We start from the raw sequence: 19,176 nt of genomic DNA on the forward strand, positions 1-19,176 counted from the left end.
GCAACACGATACGACAAACTAAAGAGAAATTATGAAAGTATGGTTGCCATGGCATGCGGGTATCTGTGGCTACCTGTGTGAAATGTCAACAGACCGTAGCATACTACTCATTACTGCTAACAATAGCTGCAAGCTTTCTGGGCTACATTATTCCCAACTGCTGTCTGATTATATAAAACAGCCGTTGAGCAGCATCTAATCATCAAGGTTATCTCAGAAATTTCTATTGATTTGGATACAGCTCAGTAGTCATAAAAAATGAGCTCATCCAAATCGAGTTCCTATGTGGAGAAGCTTATTTTGACGCGGAAACTGCCCAGAAAAAAATTAGTAACAAATTGGAAGTTACTCTGAGTAATACATGTATCAAGAACTTGTGCACACGTTATAATTCCATTTCCAAATCAAAGATGACACGAAGGCGAACCGCAGACAGTATAAATAATACGGCAAGGTGAAGCTGACAAAGTCAGGTTTGATTTAGAAATGGGATAACACCAGAAAGTAAAAGCGCAATTGCAGAAGATCAGGTAAAGCTGCAGATTGGCTCTCGAACTCAGGTGATCAGTACAGGCAGGCTGATAAACTTTGATACCACGGGTATTATCAACGACGCTATAATAGTCATTTCAAATATCGCTCCATAGCGATTACAGAAATAACATTGAATCTACTCACACTTCTGATTTAGCGAATCAAAATGTTTTAAGCCTAAACGTAAACAAAATAGATCCTCATTTCATTAAGTAAAAGAGCGTTACGATATTTCTGCTTCATTAGATCATTTATGCAATAGTTACACCATGTTTGCAAAAATTTCCGTATAAATTTTTCTCAATCGCTAAACATTTTTGCTTTCACTTCAGATCATTAATTCGGAACTATATGCTTCCAATCAGTTCAATTTTACAGAAACCCCAAACAGACCTGTGTAATTGCTCTAAAGCTTTCAATAAGAGCTTTTATTCAGGGTTTCCATTGCGTCCTTTTTGAGTTAACATTGCCCCCCATGACCAAGTATGTCTTTGTGACTGGCGGTGTAGTATCTTCCTTAGGTAAAGGTATTGCCGCAGCTTCATTAGCAGCCCTTCTGGAAAATCGTGGTATTAAAGTTACCATGCTAAAACTGGATCCTTATATCAACGTAGATCCTGGCACGATGAATCCATTTCAACACGGAGAAGTTTTTGTTACTGATGATGGTGCAGAAACTGATCTCGATCTAGGACATTATGAGCGTTTTATCAGCACGAAGATGACTAAACGCAATAATTTTACGACTGGTCAAATCTATGAAAGTGTAATTCGTAAAGAGCGACGAGGAGACTATCTTGGTGGCACAGTACAAGTTATTCCCCATATTACCGATGAAATCAAACTTTTTATCCGTAATGGCGTAAATGATGCCCAAGTGGCTATTGTAGAAATTGGTGGCACCGTTGGCGATATTGAATCTTTGCCCTTTTTGGAAGCAATCAGGCAAATGGGAGTGCAGCTTCCACCCCATGATACGTGCTTTATTCACTTGACCTTATTACCCTATATTGGGTCAGCTGGAGAATTAAAAACCAAACCAACACAACATTCAGTAAAAGAGCTAAGAGAGATTGGGATACAACCTGATGTATTGCTCTGTCGTGCCGATCGTATGCTTCCACAAGAAGAACGACGCAAAATTGCTATGTTCACCAATGTCAAGGAAGAAGCTGTCATCTCAGTGATTGATGTCGACAGCATTTACAAAATACCTGCATTGCTGCATGAACAAATGTTGGATGAAATCATCTGTCACAAACTGAATATACTTGCCAAATCAGCCGATCTCTCAGTCTGGAAAAAACTGGTTTATGCATTAGAGCACCCTAAATACGAAGTAACGATTGCTTTAGTAGGAAAATATGTCGATCTGACTGAATCTTATAAATCCCTATCAGAAGCGCTGATACATGCTGGCATTCATGCTTGCAGCAAGATAAACATATGCTATATCGATTCAGAAGATATCGAGAAAAATGGTACGGATTGTCTCGTTGGCAAGGATGCCATTCTGGTTCCTGGCGGATTTGGTAAACGTGGAGTTGAAGGAAAAATAAAAGCTATTTACTACGCCCGTATCCATCGAATTCCTTATCTGGGTATATGCCTTGGTATGCAGCTAGCTGTGATCGAATATGCACGCAACGTGCTTAAAATGGAAGATGCGCATAGTACGGAATTCAATCCTACCACCCCTTATCCTGTTCTAGGATTAATCACTGAGTGGCGTACGCGCGAGGGTCGCCTTGAGAAACGTACAGCAAAGACGGATCTAGGAGGAACCATGCGTCTAGGCGGACAGGAATGCATACTTAAAGAAGATTCGCTAGCAAGAAAGATTTATGGAGCAGACAAAATCATTGAACGTCATCGCCATCGCTACGAAGTCAATGCAGAATTTATTCCTCAATTGGAGCAAGCAGGACTACACATAAGCGGCTTATCTGCCGAAGAAAATTTATGTGAAATGGTCGAATTATCACAAAGTGAGCATCCCTGGTTTGTTGCCTGCCAGTTTCATCCGGAATTTACTTCTACACCTAGAATGGGGCATCCCCTATTCAAAGCTTATGTTAAAGCTGCTATTGACTTTGCCAACAAACGCACCAGTTCAGAAATAAAAAGTAGCGCTGAAATAAAAAATTCAATTTGAATCGTTACAATGTGTTTTATATATTCATTTATTCAGTTTATCTACCTAACCTTTCACAAACAATCAAATTATAAAAAATGATTGTTTGTCTAGATGTAAATAATTTAACAACAATATTTGAGTGAAATAACTACAAGGAAAGTCGCATGAGTGCAATAGTGGATGTAATCGCCCGTGAAATTTTAGATTCCCGTGGCAACCCGACCATTGAAGCAGATGTATTACTTGAATCTGGTGTGCTTGGACGCGCATCGGTTCCTTCAGGTGCATCTGTTGGCACTAAAGAGGCAGTAGAATTACGTGATGAAGACAAACAACGCTACTCAGGGAAAGGTGTATTAAAAGCTGTTGAAAATATTAACACCGAGATCTCAGAAACTATTATGGGGCTTGATGCAGTAGAGCAATCTTTCATCGACCAGACTCTGATAGATCTTGATGGTAGCGAAAACAAATCAAGGTTAGGTGCTAACGCAATTCTTGCTGTTTCATTGGCGGTAGCCAAGGCAGCGGCTGAGGAATCTGGTCTACCGCTATACCGTTATTTGGGAGGTGTTGGCGCAATGTCACTGCCGGTGCCTATGATGAATTTGATCAACGGTGGCGCCCATGCTAATAATAATCTGAATATGCAAGAATTCATGATTATCCCATTAGGCATGCAAAGTTTTCGCGAGGCGGTCCGGTGTGGCGCTGAGATATTTAGTACACTCAAGACACTCATAAATAAAAAAAATATGTCAACAACTGTCGGCGATGAGGGAGGGTTTGCCCCCAATCTCATGAATAATGAAGAAGCACTTAAACTTATTGTACAAGCTATTGATCAGGCAGGTTATTTACCTGGTTCCGATGTAGCAATTGGTGTCGACTGTGCCAGTTCAGAGTTTTATAAGGATGGGAAATATCATATAGAATCAGAAGGACTGAGTTTTACTTCAGCTCAATTTGTCGATTATCTTGCTAGCTGGGTAGACAAATATCCAATCATCAGTATTGAAGATGGTATGAGCGAGCATGATTGGGATGGCTGGGAGCTACTTACTAATAAGCTAGGCAAATTAGTGCAACTCGTTGGAGATGATGTATTCGTTACTAATACAAAAATTCTAAAAGAAGGAATCGCACGCGGTGTTGCTAATTCAATTTTGATTAAAGTCAATCAAATTGGCACGCTTACTGAAACTTTGTCTGCAATCGAAACGGCTAAGTGTGCTGGTTACACTGCCGTGATATCTCATCGCTCGGGAGAAACTGAAGATACCACCATTGCTGATATTGCGGTCGCAACAAACGCACTGCAAATTAAAACTGGCTCGCTTTCTCGTTCTGATCGTTTGGCAAAATATAATCAATTATTGCGCATTGAAGAAGATCTTGGTGAAACGGCTAAATATCCGGGGCGGAGAGCTTACTATCAACTAAAGTAATGAAGAAACTGGCTGTCACGCTTCTCGTACTGATCATTCTGGCGCAATATCCATTGTGGTTTGGCAAAGGAAGTTGGCTGAATGTATTTGAAATAGACCAGCAAATTGCTATTCAGCGCCAAACTAATCAGAAATTACTAAATCGAAATACTGTTCTGGAAGCTGAAGTTAATGATCTCAAGAAAGGGCTCGATGCCATTGAAGAGCTTGTCCGGAATGAATTGGGCATGATACGGGGAGATGAGGTTTTTTTTCAAATCTTAGAGAGCAATGAAGAGAGCAGCTCACAAATAGGAAGACAATAGAACGTGATTATTGGGATTATGATTGGTTATTCAGGAATGATCCCATCACGTGCCAGAAAACAAATAAGAGCATGTTTATCCTTTAATCAAAAGGACGCCACAGTAAGCATAACACGAGCTAAATAATCTATTAGTTAACTTTGACCAACTTATTAAAGTTATTGTTAATAAGTTCTTGCTTTAGGCGGAAATGAGCTTACTGTCAAAGGCTTCAGCCGGACCGGTTTGTAGTCAATACGATGATTTTCCCTGAAAAATAAAGTGTGCTTGAGCCATTTGTCATCGTTCCGCTCAGGAAAATCATCCCTGGCATGCGCACCACGACTTTCACGACGAGCTTCAGCTGATACTATGGTTGCCGTTGCAACTTCAATCAGATTATCGAGTTCTAATGCTTCAACTCGGGCAGTATTGAATATTTTACTTTTGTCCTTGATTTCCGTTTGCGCAACATGTTTGGCGATTTCACTGATTTTTTCTACCCCTTCCTTCAGCATGTCAGCAAAACGAAATACACCACAATATGTCTGCATGGTTTTTCGTAATAGATCACCTACTTGGGCAACACTCTCTCCGTCTTTCTGGTTATCCAAACGTGCCAATCTTGCGAGTGTCTTATCGGCAATGTCGGAAGGGAGTTGTTTGTATTGGGAATTTCGTTTCAAATCTTCAATAATTTGATTACCTGCTGCTCGCCCAAAGACGATAAGGTCCAGTAACGAATTAGTGCCCAAACGATTTGCTCCATGCACAGAGACGCAAGCACACTCGCCTATCGCGTAAAAGCCTGGCACAGCTTCTTCTGGCCCTGTTTTATAAGGCGCAACGACTTGACCGTAGAGATTAGTAGGAATCCCGCCCATCATATAATGAGCCGTCGGAACAACAGGGATAGGTTGTTCAATGGGATCTACATGCACAAACTTGATTGCTATCTCACGTATTCCGGGTAAGCGTGATTTGATCACCTCGGCACCAAGATGATCGAGCTTCAATAAAAGGTGATCAGCATTTGGGCCAAAACCTCGGCCCTCTTTTATTTCGGTTGTCATAGCACGCGATACTACGTCGCGACTCGCCAGATCCTTGGCATGCGGTGCATAACGTTCCATGAAACGCTCACCGTCCTTATTGAGCAGATACCCCCCTTCCCCCCGCACGGCTTCACTAATCAGCACCCCTACTCCATACAAACCAGTTGGATGAAACTGCCAAAATTCCATATCTTGCAGCGGGACGCCGGCACGCGCAGCCATAGCCAGACCATCACCCGTATTAATAAAGGCATTCGTACTCGCCTGAAAAATGCGGCCAGCCCCGCCTGTGGCAAATAAAGTCGCCCTGGCTTGAAGAATCATGACCTCGCCAGTTTCCATTTCCAGCGCGGTTACACCAAGTACATCACCTTGCTCATCCCGCAAGAGATCTAACGCCATCCACTCTACAAAAAACTGGGTGTTTGCACTCACATTACGCTGATAAAGTGTATGCAGCATGGCATGACCTGTGCGATCAGCCACTGCACAAGATCGTGTTGCCTGCGTCTCCCCAAAATTCCGTGAGTGCCCGCCAAAAGGACGCTGGTAAATTTTGCCATTCTCCAATCGATCAAATGGCATACCGTAATGTTCGAGCTCGTAAACAACCTCGGGAGCCTGCCGACACATGAATTCAATTGCATCCTGATCACCGAGGTAATCAGATCCCTTTACGGTATCATACATATGCCAATGCCAATTATCCTCGGTGACATTACCCAGGGAGGCAGCAATACCGCCTTGTGCAGCAACTGTATGTGAACGAGTGGGGAAAACCTTAGATAGAACGGCTACTTTTAAACCAGCTTCTGATAATTGCAGCGCAGCCCGCATCCCTGCTCCGCCTGAACCAACAATCACCACATCAAATTTTCGTTTCGGGATGTTCACGTTAACTCCACAGAATTTCAGCAAACCAGATAAGATAGAAAAACAAGGAAATGATAACTGCGATATGCAACGTTAGACGAATAATTGTGGCATGAATATAATCCATAAATACATTACGCATACCTACCCAAGCATGCCAACAAAGGCTTATAAAAAATAAAAAAGAAGCTATTCTCACCCACTGACTGGTAAATAGCGATTTCAACGCTGCATAATCAGAAATTGGATAGAAAGCGAACAGGAAGGCTAATAGTAATACATAAACTACCATCAATACTGCTGTAACGCGCTGGATTAACCAATCCCGCAAACCATAATGAGCGCCGCTTATAATACGATTCATATCTTTTACCATAATAAAGCTCCCATCAGCACTGTCAGGATAAAACCCATTATGAATACAATCTTACTACTCAAACGCGCTTGTTCCAGGGAAATACCATAATGTAAATCCAGCGCCAGATAACGAATGCCTGCGCAAAAATGATGCATAAAAAACCATACTGGCAGTAATAAGGCCCATTTCACAAATGGATTAACCAGTATCAGTTGTAACTCAGTAAAACCCTCAGGCGAACCTAATAGCATTTGCAAGCTGCAAAGTAACAATGGAATACCCGGAAAAAACAATAATACACCGCTTATACGATGCAGGATGGAAACCTGCGCTGGCAACGGCTGCTTAATCTTAAAGAGATTAAGATATTTTGGCCGCTTTCTCTGAAATTTTGTTTCCATAGAATAAGTAATGGACCATGTTGTTTTTAGATAATTGACAACACTAACAAATCTTTACAGATTTTAGTTTAATCTGTTATTCCGTGTCATACAATGCCAAATCATCATTTAAGATTTGTTCTGATGACTATCTTAATAATGCTCGAATTCCGTACGACCCTCGCGTCTGATCAAATCATCAATCGTAAGGCCGATTGCTGGCCTGCCATTAAATACAGTTCCCGATCTTTTATTATTGAAGTGCTCTAACATGGTTCGGTAGGCTGACGGTGGTAATGGGAAGGATTTGGCTTTTTTTACCTGAAGAAGAGCATTCTTCATATAAAACTCAACAAACTCTCTCACTTCAGGTTTCTCTGCTGCCTTGATACTTACATAAATAAAAATAGGACGGGATAGAGGTTGGTAACTTCCGTTCTCAACTGTTTCAACAGATGGCAAAACACCACCATTACCGCTATCTATCGCAACGGCTTTAACTTTATCCTGATTCTCGATGTAATAGTGAAAACCGAAGAAACCCAATCCATTCTTATTGTTTGCCACCCCCTCCACTAATACGTTGTCATCCTCGGATTCAACATAATCGCCACGGCTTAATTTTGACTTGCCAACGATAGCCTTGGTAAAGTAATCAAAAGTGCCAGATGCTGAATCAGCTCCAAAAAGTTTGAAATCTTCATTTGGCCATGCCGGGTTTATTTGGTTCCATTTGGTAATTCTACCCTGGGCAATTGGTTCCCATATTTTCTTCAATTGTGCGACAGTCACGGTTGTACTCCAATTGTTATCCGGATTAACAGCCACGGTTATTGCATCAAAAGCAACGGGTATCTCTACGAATTTCACGCGGGAATTTTTGCACTCTGCCATTTCATTTTCCAGGATAGGGCGGGAAGCATTCACGATATCTATTTCACCGCGGCAGAATTTGTTGAAGCCGTCACCGCTACTAGAGATATTAACCATCACTTTGACAACATCTTTCTTAGCTACCTGAAAATTCTTTGCTACCGCTTTGGTAATGGGATAAACGGTGCTGGAGCCATCTATTTTGATAATTGACTGAGCACTTACAATATCGGCAGCACCGATTAAAGCACTCATTAAGATAAGCATACTCAGCACCTTAAGAGTGTGTACTTGTAACATTTTATCCTCCTTTGTTTGAGATACCGCTTAGAGTAGCTTACCTTAGAGCAGTTTCGGTACTATGTGTATAAGAATGTTAATACATATTTCTAGACTTTGATCATATCCGCTTGTTTCTGATCGATCAGAACATAAATTACTATACTCTTCATCAATCAGAAACTGGTTTTTTTAAATAAATGCGAATAAGTGCGATATAGTTTTGGAAACATTAGAGTTTATATATATCATCACTATTACCAGCTCACTGCACAATAAATTGCCGGTTTAGATTCAGAACACTCCTATTCCTCATTACACTGCCGAGAATTCAGGAAATAGCCCTCTATTCTCGGCGTGTGGAAAACCTTAACATCTTGTTTTCTTTACACTCGGTTAAAAATCGACTGTAATCTGTGATAGGAATGCTGCAAAACCACCATTATCCCATCCGTGGGTTCGTGCGCCTGCACCACCGGAGTAGCCTCGAGTATTTGTAGTTGGAGTTCCAGATGTGTCGATATCTAGCAAATAGACCATATTGTTCTGAAATTTGACATTCGAATGAGGATACCAATTTAAGGCAAATCTGAACATTGAAGCTCGACCACCTCTAATTACACCCGAGTTCATGTCAATAAAATCATAGCCAGCAGCGACCTCCCACGCACCCAAGCCTGAAAGATTCCAGTGAAATGGTTTCTTGGGCTTAATCCGGTTTGCTGCACCGTTTCTGACATGGTAAGCTTTGGATTCACCGGTCAGGAAATAGCTTACAAAACCGTAGTAGCCAGTCAAATGCTCATTGTCATAACCGACACCATTGATATTGGTACGTAAAAATTCAGCTTGAGCGGAAAAAGGGCCATAAACTAACCAGGATTCTGCCCCATAGCGATCGAAACTGGTGATCTGGCGGCGATTTGGATCGGTTAGTGCACCATTACTCAGGTTTCCAGTATTCAGAACACTGGTACGATCTACGTTTGTTCCAAGGAATCCAACAAATGACATACCGCCGCCGCTAGTTGATCCCTCTCCAACCATAGTGCCGTCAGCTCGGAACTGCGTATTGACCGTAGTGTGTCCTGCAGAGATACCTACGTGCAAGAATTTGGTGTCATCTTCCATCCACGGCCTGCCTGTTATACGACCGATAGCTGTCCAGCCGGTGTCACCAGAGCCATTATTGCGGTTCTGATTACCGTTGGCGTTAACCGAGGTATTAGCCGAATTCCCCGCACCAATAGGTTCTGTTTGAAAAGCGATCCCAGTCTGCCAGCGCGGAACCGCATAATTGACACCAATACCAGTTTTATACACATTAGGATTATCAATGAAAGCGTTAACTGCCATATGGCGTTCAATAAAAGTTAAAAAACGGTTACTGGCAGCTTCTTCCAAGCTGAACGGTTCTTTGAATGAACCAATTTTGTATGACAATGCATCGGTGTGATTAAATCGTACGAAGGCATCAGTAATCCCGGCTGCTACCGTGCCATTGCCACGGCTAAAATCGTACTCCAATTTATAATCCCATACTTTAAAGAAAGTACCTTCAACACCAAGACGTGCACGGCGGATAGTTGCGCCACTATTCAATTCATTGGGTGTATTGCTACCAATAGGAGGATTGGGTTCATTGATAAAATTGTATTCTGCAGCAGGCTGGATACGTCCATTTACTGCAAATGAGAAATTACCGTCCTTGGTTTTAAAATGCAAACCTCGATCATCAAAATCCATGTGAACTTTCTCGGCTTCCTTGACACGTTCCTCGAGTACTGAGATTTGGTTAGAAAGACGCTCAGTCGTAGCTTTATCCGCCACTTCCGTCGTTTGGTCCTTACGGGCTGGAGCTAATTCAGCCGACTCAGTTTTTCTCGATGGTTCTGCTGAAGTCTGCGATGGTGCTGATAGTACTTTCGGTGTTTCTGTTTTTGGAGGTATATCCTCAGCTTTTACGAAAGTACCTAAAAGTACCCGGCCAGGTCCTGGCTCAGCAAAAATTTGCTTGGTCTCGGTATCAACATAAAGCTCCAACGCAATTGCATCTGAAATAACTCCGGCACTCAAAGCAAAAGAGAATGCTAGAGCATGTTTGAATATTTTCATGTTCTGTCCTTAATGAGATGTCCTTAAGGGCAGCATGGTAATAAAATAGTATTACAGTTTTATGACATTATTACAATTTCATGACATATATGACATTTCTTTAATGAGGCTTAGCAAGTCAGTAAAATTGCTAGAATCTAAAGAATTGAAAATTCGTTCTCAATGAAGAGAATTCAACTGGAAAGATAAAATAGGCTAGAGGAGATCGGAATAAAGGTGTGACCTGGATATAGTACAAATCACACGGAGGATAGTGCCTGAGAAAACAAGCTTTTAAGCCCTGCTATCGACAATTGAGAAACTAATCAAAATAGCCTCCGGCTTTGCCGGAGGCTATTTATTCTATAATCGTCTTTCTAGTTTTACCACTTCATCAATTCTGAGATCTAATTTGCTCTCGCCACCAAAAACGGTACCCACTTTTCTTTGCTTAAGGTGATCCAGGTTCAACTGATAAACCTCTGCCGGCAGAGGAAAGTATTTGACTTCTTTTACAAGAGCAGGTGCATTTTTCATGTAAAAATCTACCAATTCATTCACTTCAGACTTATCTGCTGCCTTGGCGTTTACATAGATAAAGATTGGGCGGGATAAAGGTTGATAGCTTCCATTTTCTACTGTTTCTGCTGAAGGAATAACACCACCCTTACCATTATCTATCGCAGCAGCATTTACTTTCTTCTTGTTCTCAGTGTAATAAGCAAAACCAAAGAAACCAAGACTGTACTTATCAGTAGCTATACCTTGTACGAGCACGTTATCATCTTCAGAAGCAGTAAAATCACCACGACTCGATTTTGCCTTGCCAACAATTGCTTCTGTAAAATAATCGAATGTACCAGAATCCGCACCTGCGCCAAATAACTTGATTTTCTCATTAGGCCATGCTGGATTAACTTGATTCCACTTGGTTATTTTCCCCTGTGCCGATGGCTCCCATATCTTTTTCAACTCGGCAACTGTTATCGTTTTGCTCCATGTATTATGGGGATTAATTGCTACTGTTAAGGCATCAAACGCAATGGGCATTTCTATATACTGAACACCCGCTGCTTTGCAAGCTTCCATTTCAGAATGCTGGATCGGTCTCGAAGCATTGACGATATGAATTTCTCCTCGACAAAATTTCTTAAAACCACCCCCTGTCCCCGATATTCCTACTGTTACCCGAACCCCGCCTTTTTTAGCTTTCTGAAAATCTTCCGCAACCGCTTCTGTAATGGGATAAACAGTACTAGAGCCATCAATCGTTACAGTTGGATTGGCATTGACTTGACCATTCATAGTAATCGCCATAGTTAAGACTATAACGAAAGGGGTAATTTTGAGTATATGTGATTTCAAAGTGAATTCCTCCATACGTAATTAGCTCTACAAATTAATGACATCGCCTGGGCAAAATTAAATGAGTAACGAATACTAGTTGATGAATATTGCAGAATTGTGACAAGCTACTCTAAAGCTTAATTTATTTATTAGATTGTTCAATCGAAGGAAGTTATTCCATTTTCAAATCAAAAATGGCGCGGAAGCAAGCCGAAAACAGTATAAATAATACGGAAAGGGGAAGCCGGCAAAATCAGATTTGATTGAACAATGGAATGAGTTCAGCTCTCACCTTCACAAATCACTATCCGGCAGAGTGCGCCGACAAAATAGTATGTTGCTCACATTCTTGATCGGCACAAAACATGTGAACCACTTATGCAAACCTGGCTTAGAAAAACAGGCGTTCCAACTCTACTCCGGGATCGTCCGCGCGCATGAATGTTTCCCCTACTAAAAATGTATTCACCTGATGCGCCTGCATCAAAGTGACATCATCACGTGTTTTGATACCACTCTCAGTAACGACAATTTTCTCCGCTGAAATTTGTTCTAGCAGCTGCAAGGTCGTATCCAGGTGTGTCTCAAAAGTACGTAAATTGCGATTGTTAATACCAATCAGCGGTGTGGACAGTTGCAAGGCAAGCTCGAGTTCGTCTGCATCGTGCACTTCAACCAGTACCGCCATACCAAGTGAATGCGCAAGAAACTCAAGTTGACGCATGCGTGCAAGTGGATCGGCTGCATGCTTTTCATTAGGATAAGGAAACAGCAGAAAAGCGGAAACAATCAGCAAAATACAATCCGCACCCATGGCACGGGATTCGAATACCTGATAATCATCCAAAATGAAATCTTTGCGCAACACCGGTAGCTCACAGGCCGTACGCGCCTGTTTGAGATAATCTGTGCTCCCCATGAAGAATTGTCTATCTGTCAAAATGGACAGGCAAGCAGCGCCATGCCTGGCATAACTTGCCGCAATCTCCGCCGGATCAAACCCCTCGATCTCAGTGCCAAGTGTATTTCCCATGGTCAAGTCAGACGACGTCATCGCTGACTTGACCCGTCCACGCAACAATCCTTTGCTCGGACTCGCCTGTTTTATTTCAGCGATCACAGCAGGTAATCCCTGATCAATTTTGGTGCGAATAGCGCCAACAAAATCACGCGGTGCAGTCGCTGCTTGAGACTCTGTCTCCATCGCCGCTAACGGCTTTGATGCTCTGGCAGCGGCTATTTCCTGAACTTTAACGGTAAGAATTTTATTCAGAATATCAGACATGCTTGAATCCTAACTACTTTGATGATGGGAAAAGGCGATTAAATCCTGCATTTTTTTCATGGCTGCACCACTTGCGAGAACGCTACGGGCTTTTTCGATTCCCTCGGCAAGCGATGCTGTGATTCCTGCTACATAAATGGCTGCGCCTGCGTTCAATAAAACAATGTCTCTCGCTGGTCCGGACTGATTATCCAGCACAGCTAGCAGCATTTCTTTGGCATGGGCTAGATCGGTTACTTTAATGGTTTCAATCGGTGCACTGGCAATACCAAAATCCTCTGGCTCGATCGTATATTCATAAATTTCACCTTGCTTAAGCTCACCCACTCTTGTTTCCCCGGTAATCGTGATCTCATCCAGACCATCATAACCGTGTATAACCATAACGTGATGACTGCCCAGGCGTTGTAGCACACGTGCAATGATACTGACTAGCCTCGCGTCAAATACACCTAATAACTGATTTTTGGCACCGGCAGGATTAGTAAGTGGCCCCAGAATATTGAATAATGTGCGTACCCCCAATTCACGCCGAACGGGGGCAGCATGCTTCATCGCAGTATGAAAATTAGGCGCAAACATGAAACCGACACCGATTTGATCAATAGACTGAGCGATTTGCTGAGGGGTTTGATTCAGATTGACCCCGACGGCTTCGAGCACATCCGCGCTGCCCGATTTGCTGGAAACTGAACGCCCCCCATGTTTGGCCACCTGTGCGCCCGCTGCAGCAGCAACAAAAGTCGATGCAGTTGATACATTGAAGGTATGGGAAGCATCCCCACCCGTTCCACAAGTATCAACCAAATGCGTTAAATCCGACACGTCAACTCGGGTAGCAAATTCACGCATCACTTGGGCTGCGGCAGCAATTTCTTCGATGGTTTCTTTTTTTACCCGCAACCCTGCAATGATGGCAGCAATCAATAGCGGCGATATTTCACCAAGCATGATCTGCCGCATCAGTGTTAGCATGTCATCGTATGGAATTTCCCGTTGCTCGATCAGGCGAGCCAATATCGCTTGTGGGTTCACAGATTAAATGGCTTTATGAAAGAATTAGATATCTGATTGTTACCCGCCAACCAGAAAATTTCTGAGTAATTGGTGCCCATGCTCGCTCAAAATCGACTCTGGGTGAAACTGCACGCCCTCGATCGGTAGTGTTTTATGGCGTACACCCATAATTTCACCATCCTCAGTCCAGGCAGTAATCTCCAGGCAATCCGGCAAACTTTCACGCTCGATCACGAGAGAATGATAGCGCGTCGCTATAAACGGATTGGGCAAACCTCGAAACACCCCCACATCATGATGAAAAATCTGCGAGGTTTTCCCATGCATGAGTTGTTTGGCGTGAACGATTCGTCCTCCAAAAGCCTGACCGATACTCTGGTGACCCAGGCATACACCCAGCGTCGGAACCTGCCCACCGTAATCTCTAAGTAATGACAAGGAAATCCCTGCTTCATTGGGCGTACAGGGCCCCGGGGAAATGACGATTCTGTCAGGATGAAGCTGTTTAATGCGCTCCAGCGTTATCTCATCATTACGAAAAACCTCGACTTCCTCACCTAATTCACCAAAATATTGCACCAGGTTATAGGTGAAAGAATCGTAATTGTCGATCATCAGCAGCATTTTTTATATCAATAAAACTCAGTAATAATAGTTGGAAGCAGTAAACATCAGATGAGCTTACTAAACGCTGATTTTATCACGGACTAAATAACCATCGGCTAAAGTTGGTAGATTTGATTTACGATTTGTAAGTCTGGATACATATCGATTGGGTAGCATTCTTATTCGAGCTTCTTTCTAAAAGTATCTATCCGAATTTGACTCAAATTGACGCTCCAAGTATTTGCCTGATTATTGCTTCCGTCATCTTCCTGCCCTTGCACAGACACAGAATTACCCTCGCGCCAACGGATGCTTACTGCGGTATATTCTCTCAGCTAAGTTAACTGACAAAACTGCCAATTTTAATCCTATGATGGAAATAAAAAGGGTCGCCTATAGCGACCCTATCATTTGGTGCATCTTTCAGCTTGTTAGCGTCCAGAGCACAAATCCCAATATGCTATTGTTATGTTGAGTATCCTAATAGAGAGAGATATTATAGTCAATAAAATCATACTAATACCTTAATCTTAATAGGGAATATGTCATGCTGCATAAGATGCGCTATCGACTGGCACTTGATTTAGGATCAACTTCACTGGGCTGGGCGATGATTAGATTAGATGCCAATCAGCGACCCTGTGCGGTTATCAAAGCGGGGGTGCGTATTTTTTCGAACGGCCGCAATCCGAAAGATGGTTCTTCTTTGGCTGTAACCCGCAGAGAAGCCCGCGCCATGCGTCGTCGTCGTGATCGTCTGCTCAAACGCAAGGCACGCATGATGCGTACACTCATAGAATATGGCTTTTTTCCTGCCGAAGAAGCGCAGCGGAAGGCACTAGAAACACTCAATCCTTATAAATTACGTGCTGATGGATTGGATAAAGCACTCACTCCGGCTGAATTTGGCCGTGTATTGTTTCACATCAACCAACGACGCGGATTCAAGAGTAACCGCAAAACTGATAAAAAAGATACTGATAGTGGTGCGCTAAAAACCGCTATCAGCAAATTGCGCGAAATACTGAAAACAGAAAACTGCCGCACCGTGGGTGAATGGCTGCACAAACGCAATCAAGCAGGTCAAACTGTTCGCGCTCGCTACCGCCAAGACAAAACTATCAAGGATGATGGCAAGGCAAAAATTGACAAGTATTACGATCTCTATATTGACCGCGCCATGATTGAGCATGAGTTTAATGAATTATGGAGAAAGCAGGCAGAATTCAATCCAGCCCTATTCAGCAGTGCAGCCTACACCGACTTGAAAGACGTATTGTTGTATCAACGTCCGCTTAAACCTGTCAAACCTGGGCGTTGCACCTTTATGTCCGATGAAGAACGTGCACCGTTAGCATTACCTAGCACCCAACGCTTCCGTATGTATCAGGAGGTTAATAATCTGCGTATCCTGCGGGAAGGCTTGAAGGAAGAACCTCTGACATTGCAGCAACGCGATGATCTAATTGTTGTGCTAGAAAGAAACAATAAACGCACCTTTACGCAAATTAAGAAATTGCTTGGCGTTGGCGGTGCAGTTCAGTTCAACTTTGAAGATCCGAAACGTGAGGAACTTAAAGGTAATACCACCAACGCCATTCTTGGCAAAAAAGAACATTTTGGTGAGGCTTGGATTGCGTTCGACGAAGCTAAACAAGACGCCATTGTCATGCAATTAATCAAAGAGGAAAACGAAGCTAAACTCATCCAGTGGCTGCAAGATGAAACCGGCATTGAGGAAGAACGTGCTGAAATCATTGCCAATGTTGGATTACCGGAAGGCTATGGCAGTTTAGGTACAAAGGCATTAGCACGAATTCTGCCAGAACTGCGCCGTGATGTGGTGACATACGACAAGGCGGTACAAGCTGCAGGCTTCGAGCACCACAGTAAACTCAATCAAAATAGAGGAATTCCCGGCATCACGTTCAAAATCGAAAGCATTGATCAAGATACTGGTGAGATCAAAGAATTTCACATTCACAAGGAATTGCCTTATTACGGTGAATATCTGCAACGCCACGTTGGATTTGGCAGCGGCAAACCGGAAGATCCCATCGAAAAACGATACGGCAAAATTGCTAACCCCACCGTGCATATCGGGTTAAATCAGGTACGCCTTGCAGTAAACGCGCTCATTAAGCGCTACGGTCATCCCAGCGAAGTCATAGTCGAGGTGGCGCGTGACTTGAAACAAAGCAAAGAGCAGCGCAGCGAAGAAAATAAGCGGCAAGCTGAAAATCAGCAACGCAACAATCGGTTACGCACTGAAATTGCTAGAATTTTACAGATTAATGAAGAGGGCATCCGTCGCGACGACATTGAGAAGATGATTTTATGGATCGAACTCAGTGCTGATGTCGCTGACCGGAAATGCCCTTATTCAGGTGTACCGATCAGCGCAACCATGCTCCTGAGCGACGAAGTGGAAATTGAGCACATTTTGCCCTTCTCACAAACGCTCGATGACAGTCTCAACAACAAAACGGTGGCGCTCCGTAAAGCCAATCGCGTTAAAGGAGACCGGACACCGTGGGAAGCACAGCAAGATTTTGCTGCTCAAGGCTGGAGCTATGCGGATATCCTCGCCAGGGCAGAAAACATGCGCAAAGAAAAACGCTATCGTTTTGCCGAAGATGGTTATAAACGCTGGCTGAAGGATGATGCGGGATTCCTACCGCGCGCACTGAATGACACGCGCTATTTAAGCAGAGTGGCACGCGAATACCTGCACCTGATTTGCCCCAATACTCGTGTCATCCCTGGTCGCATAACCGCCATGCTGCGCAGTCAATTTGGTCTCAACAAGGTGCTCGGCTTGAACGGAGAAAAGAACCGCAATGACCACCGCCACCACGCGGTGGATGCCTGCGTAATTGGCGTGACTGATCAGGGTTTGTTGCAAAAATTCGCAAAAGCCAGTGCCAGCGCGCGTGAAAAGCAACTCAACCGGCTCGTGGACAACATGGAGTCACCGTGGAAAAACTACCAAGAGCATGTACAACGCGCCATTGATGCTATTTGGGTTAGCCACAAGCCGGATCACAGCCACGAAGGCGCAATGCACAATGACACAGCTTATGGCTTGCGAGGCAATGGCAAAGTCAGTTTCCATAAAATGATGGATGGTAAGCGTGAATACATTGAAGATAATCTCAAAGTCATTGAAATTGCCGATACAAAAGCTGCAGAACGCCATGGCTTGTTGCCCAATGGTAAACCTAAACCCTATAAAGGCTACAAAGGTGACAGCAACTACTGCATTGAAATTGTTCGCAATGAAAAAGGCAGATGGGAAGGAGAGGTTATTTCTACCTTTGAGGCTTATCAGCTCGTGCGTGAACAGGGTGCCGCACAGCTTCGGCATCCGGCTTTGGGTATCAGCGGGAAACCTTTGGTAATGCGGTTAATGATTGATGACACAGTTCGTTTAGATGTTGACGGTCAATCTTGCACAATGCGAATAGCGAAATTAAGTAGTAATGGGCAAATATTCATGGCAGACATATGTGAAGCAAACGTTGATGCAAGAAATCGAAATAAAGAAGATTCATTTGCCTACATTTCCAAAATGGCAGGTTCTCTTCAAACAGCCAAAGCACGCCGCGTCACCATTTCTCCGATTGGCGAACTCCGCGATTCCGGTTTCAAGGGGTAACTCAGATGATAGGCCGCATCGTAGAAGTGGCGGATGACCGGCGGCATTTGTTCCTTTCGCGCGGTTTTCTGGTGGTAAAAGACACGGAAGGCGAGCGTAAGGAATTGGGGCAAGTACCGTTGGATGATATTGCTGCTGTAATCGCCAATGCGCATGGCCTGAGTTATACCAATAACCTTTTAGTGGCGCTAGCCGAGCGTTGCGCACCATTCGTGCTGTGTGCTGCCAATCACAATGCGGTAGGGATGGTACTGACAATAGATGGTAACTATCAACAAGCAAAACGATTTGATGCACAACTTGCTGCCAGTCAGCCGCTCATGAAGCGGCTTTGGGCAGAAATTGTCAAATCAAAATTACAGCAACAAGCTACTGCACTTGAGGCTGCAGGTGCGCCATTTATTCCTCTGTCTGCTCTGGCCCGCAAAGTGCGCTCCGGTGATCCGGAAAATTTCGAAGCCCAAGGCGCGCGGCGCTACTGGGGACTTCTGTTTGGGGATGATTTTCGCCGCGATCAGCAAAGTGACGGTCTTAACGCCATGCTCAACTATGGTTATACCGTCTTGCGCGCAGCCACCGCACGCGCTGTCGTTGCGGCAGGATTGCATCCAACCATCGGATTGCATCACAGTAACGAAGGCAATGCAATGCGGTTAGTGGATGATTTGATGGAACCTTTCCGACCTGTGATAGACCTGAAAGTCTGGCAATTACATCAGCAAGGTGAAATTCAGGTGACACCAGAAAACAAACGCGCATTGGTAAGAACGCTATATGACGATATGCAAACCAATGTGGGCGCAACTCCTCTGATGGTCTGCGCACAGAAGCTTGCTACTTCACTGGCTCAAGTTTTTATGAGCGAGAGAAAAAAACTTGATTTGCCTCTGCCAGGGTTGCCACTCGACCTTGCTGCATCACTCAAGGACGACTAACGTGCCATGCTTT

At 43.6% G+C, this 19,176-nt stretch carries 14 protein-coding genes and 1 pseudogene; 6 read left to right on the forward strand and 9 right to left on the reverse strand.

The features are described from left to right. The 4 genes and pseudogenes from BLV54_RS15440 to ftsB form a co-directional block, all read left to right on the forward strand. Nucleotides 1-81, forward strand: a pseudogene (locus BLV54_RS15440) (IS5/IS1182 family transposase); the annotation flags it as partial. Between the two features lie 928 nt (nt 82-1,009). Then, the gene (locus BLV54_RS04490; protein WP_090568377.1) at nt 1,010-2,689 is read left to right on the forward strand and encodes a CTP synthase; all 1,680 of its coding nucleotides are present in this window, start codon (nt 1,010-1,012) and stop codon (nt 2,687-2,689) included. A 146-nt stretch (nt 2,690-2,835) separates the two neighbouring features. Continuing rightward, complete coding sequence (gene eno, locus BLV54_RS04495) at nt 2,836-4,119, forward strand: phosphopyruvate hydratase (RefSeq protein WP_090568380.1); 1,284 nt, start codon at nt 2,836-2,838, stop codon at nt 4,117-4,119. Then, complete coding sequence (gene ftsB, locus BLV54_RS04500) at nt 4,119-4,424, forward strand: cell division protein FtsB (RefSeq protein ID WP_090568384.1); 306 nt, start codon at nt 4,119-4,121, stop codon at nt 4,422-4,424. The genes eno and ftsB overlap by 1 nt, the downstream gene beginning before the upstream one ends. A 164-nt stretch (nt 4,425-4,588) precedes the next feature. Here the strand turns inward: ftsB and sdhA are convergent, their stop codons facing one another. The 9 genes from sdhA to BLV54_RS04545 form a co-directional block, all read right to left on the reverse strand. Next, the gene (gene sdhA, locus BLV54_RS04505) at nt 4,589-6,352 is read right to left on the reverse strand and encodes a succinate dehydrogenase flavoprotein subunit (protein ID WP_090568391.1); all 1,764 of its coding nucleotides are present in this window, start codon (nt 6,350-6,352) and stop codon (nt 4,589-4,591) included. Nucleotide 6,353: 1 nt separating this feature from the next. Further along, nucleotides 6,354-6,695, reverse strand: a complete 342-nt coding sequence (gene sdhD / locus BLV54_RS04510; RefSeq protein WP_339389435.1) for a succinate dehydrogenase, hydrophobic membrane anchor protein — start codon at nt 6,693-6,695, stop codon at nt 6,354-6,356. A gap of 5 nt (nt 6,696-6,700) precedes the next feature. Continuing rightward, complete coding sequence (sdhC, locus tag BLV54_RS04515; protein ID WP_090568397.1) at nt 6,701-7,090, reverse strand: succinate dehydrogenase, cytochrome b556 subunit; 390 nt, start codon at nt 7,088-7,090, stop codon at nt 6,701-6,703. Between the two features lie 132 nt (nt 7,091-7,222). Then, nucleotides 7,223-8,242, reverse strand: coding sequence for a PstS family phosphate ABC transporter substrate-binding protein (locus BLV54_RS04520; RefSeq protein WP_090568400.1), 1,020 nt, complete (start codon nt 8,240-8,242; stop codon nt 7,223-7,225). Nucleotides 8,243-8,617: 375 nt separating this feature from the next. Continuing rightward, nucleotides 8,618-10,336 (reverse strand): OprO/OprP family phosphate-selective porin, encoded by a 1,719-nt coding sequence (locus BLV54_RS04525; RefSeq protein WP_090568403.1) that lies wholly within the window; start codon nt 10,334-10,336, stop codon nt 8,618-8,620. A 342-nt stretch (nt 10,337-10,678) separates the two neighbouring features. Beyond that, complete coding sequence (locus BLV54_RS04530; RefSeq protein WP_256329123.1) at nt 10,679-11,620, reverse strand: PstS family phosphate ABC transporter substrate-binding protein; 942 nt, start codon at nt 11,618-11,620, stop codon at nt 10,679-10,681. Nucleotides 11,621-12,053: 433 nt separating this feature from the next. Then, a complete protein-coding gene (locus BLV54_RS04535; protein ID WP_090568411.1) occupies nt 12,054-12,947 on the reverse strand; it encodes an indole-3-glycerol phosphate synthase TrpC in 894 nt (297 codons plus the stop codon). A gap of 9 nt (nt 12,948-12,956) precedes the next feature. After that, nucleotides 12,957-13,982 (reverse strand): anthranilate phosphoribosyltransferase, encoded by a 1,026-nt coding sequence (trpD, locus tag BLV54_RS04540; protein WP_090568413.1) that lies wholly within the window; start codon nt 13,980-13,982, stop codon nt 12,957-12,959. Between the two features lie 39 nt (nt 13,983-14,021). After that, nucleotides 14,022-14,588, reverse strand: coding sequence for an anthranilate synthase component II (locus BLV54_RS04545; protein WP_090568416.1), 567 nt, complete (start codon nt 14,586-14,588; stop codon nt 14,022-14,024). A gap of 529 nt (nt 14,589-15,117) precedes the next feature. Here BLV54_RS04545 and cas9 point away from each other — a divergent pair. Beyond that, a complete protein-coding gene (cas9, locus tag BLV54_RS04550) occupies nt 15,118-18,228 on the forward strand; it encodes a type II CRISPR RNA-guided endonuclease Cas9 (RefSeq protein ID WP_176969669.1) in 3,111 nt (1,036 codons plus the stop codon). Nucleotides 18,229-18,233: 5 nt separating this feature from the next. Then, entirely contained in the window at nt 18,234-19,163 is a 930-nt protein-coding gene (gene cas1, locus BLV54_RS04555) for a type II CRISPR-associated endonuclease Cas1 (protein ID WP_090568419.1), read from the forward strand. Nucleotides 19,164-19,176 lie beyond the last annotated feature (13 nt).

The sequence above is a fragment of the Nitrosomonas sp. Nm33 genome, assembly GCF_900107265.1.
Taxonomy (GTDB): Bacteria; Pseudomonadota; Gammaproteobacteria; order Burkholderiales; family Nitrosomonadaceae; genus Nitrosomonas.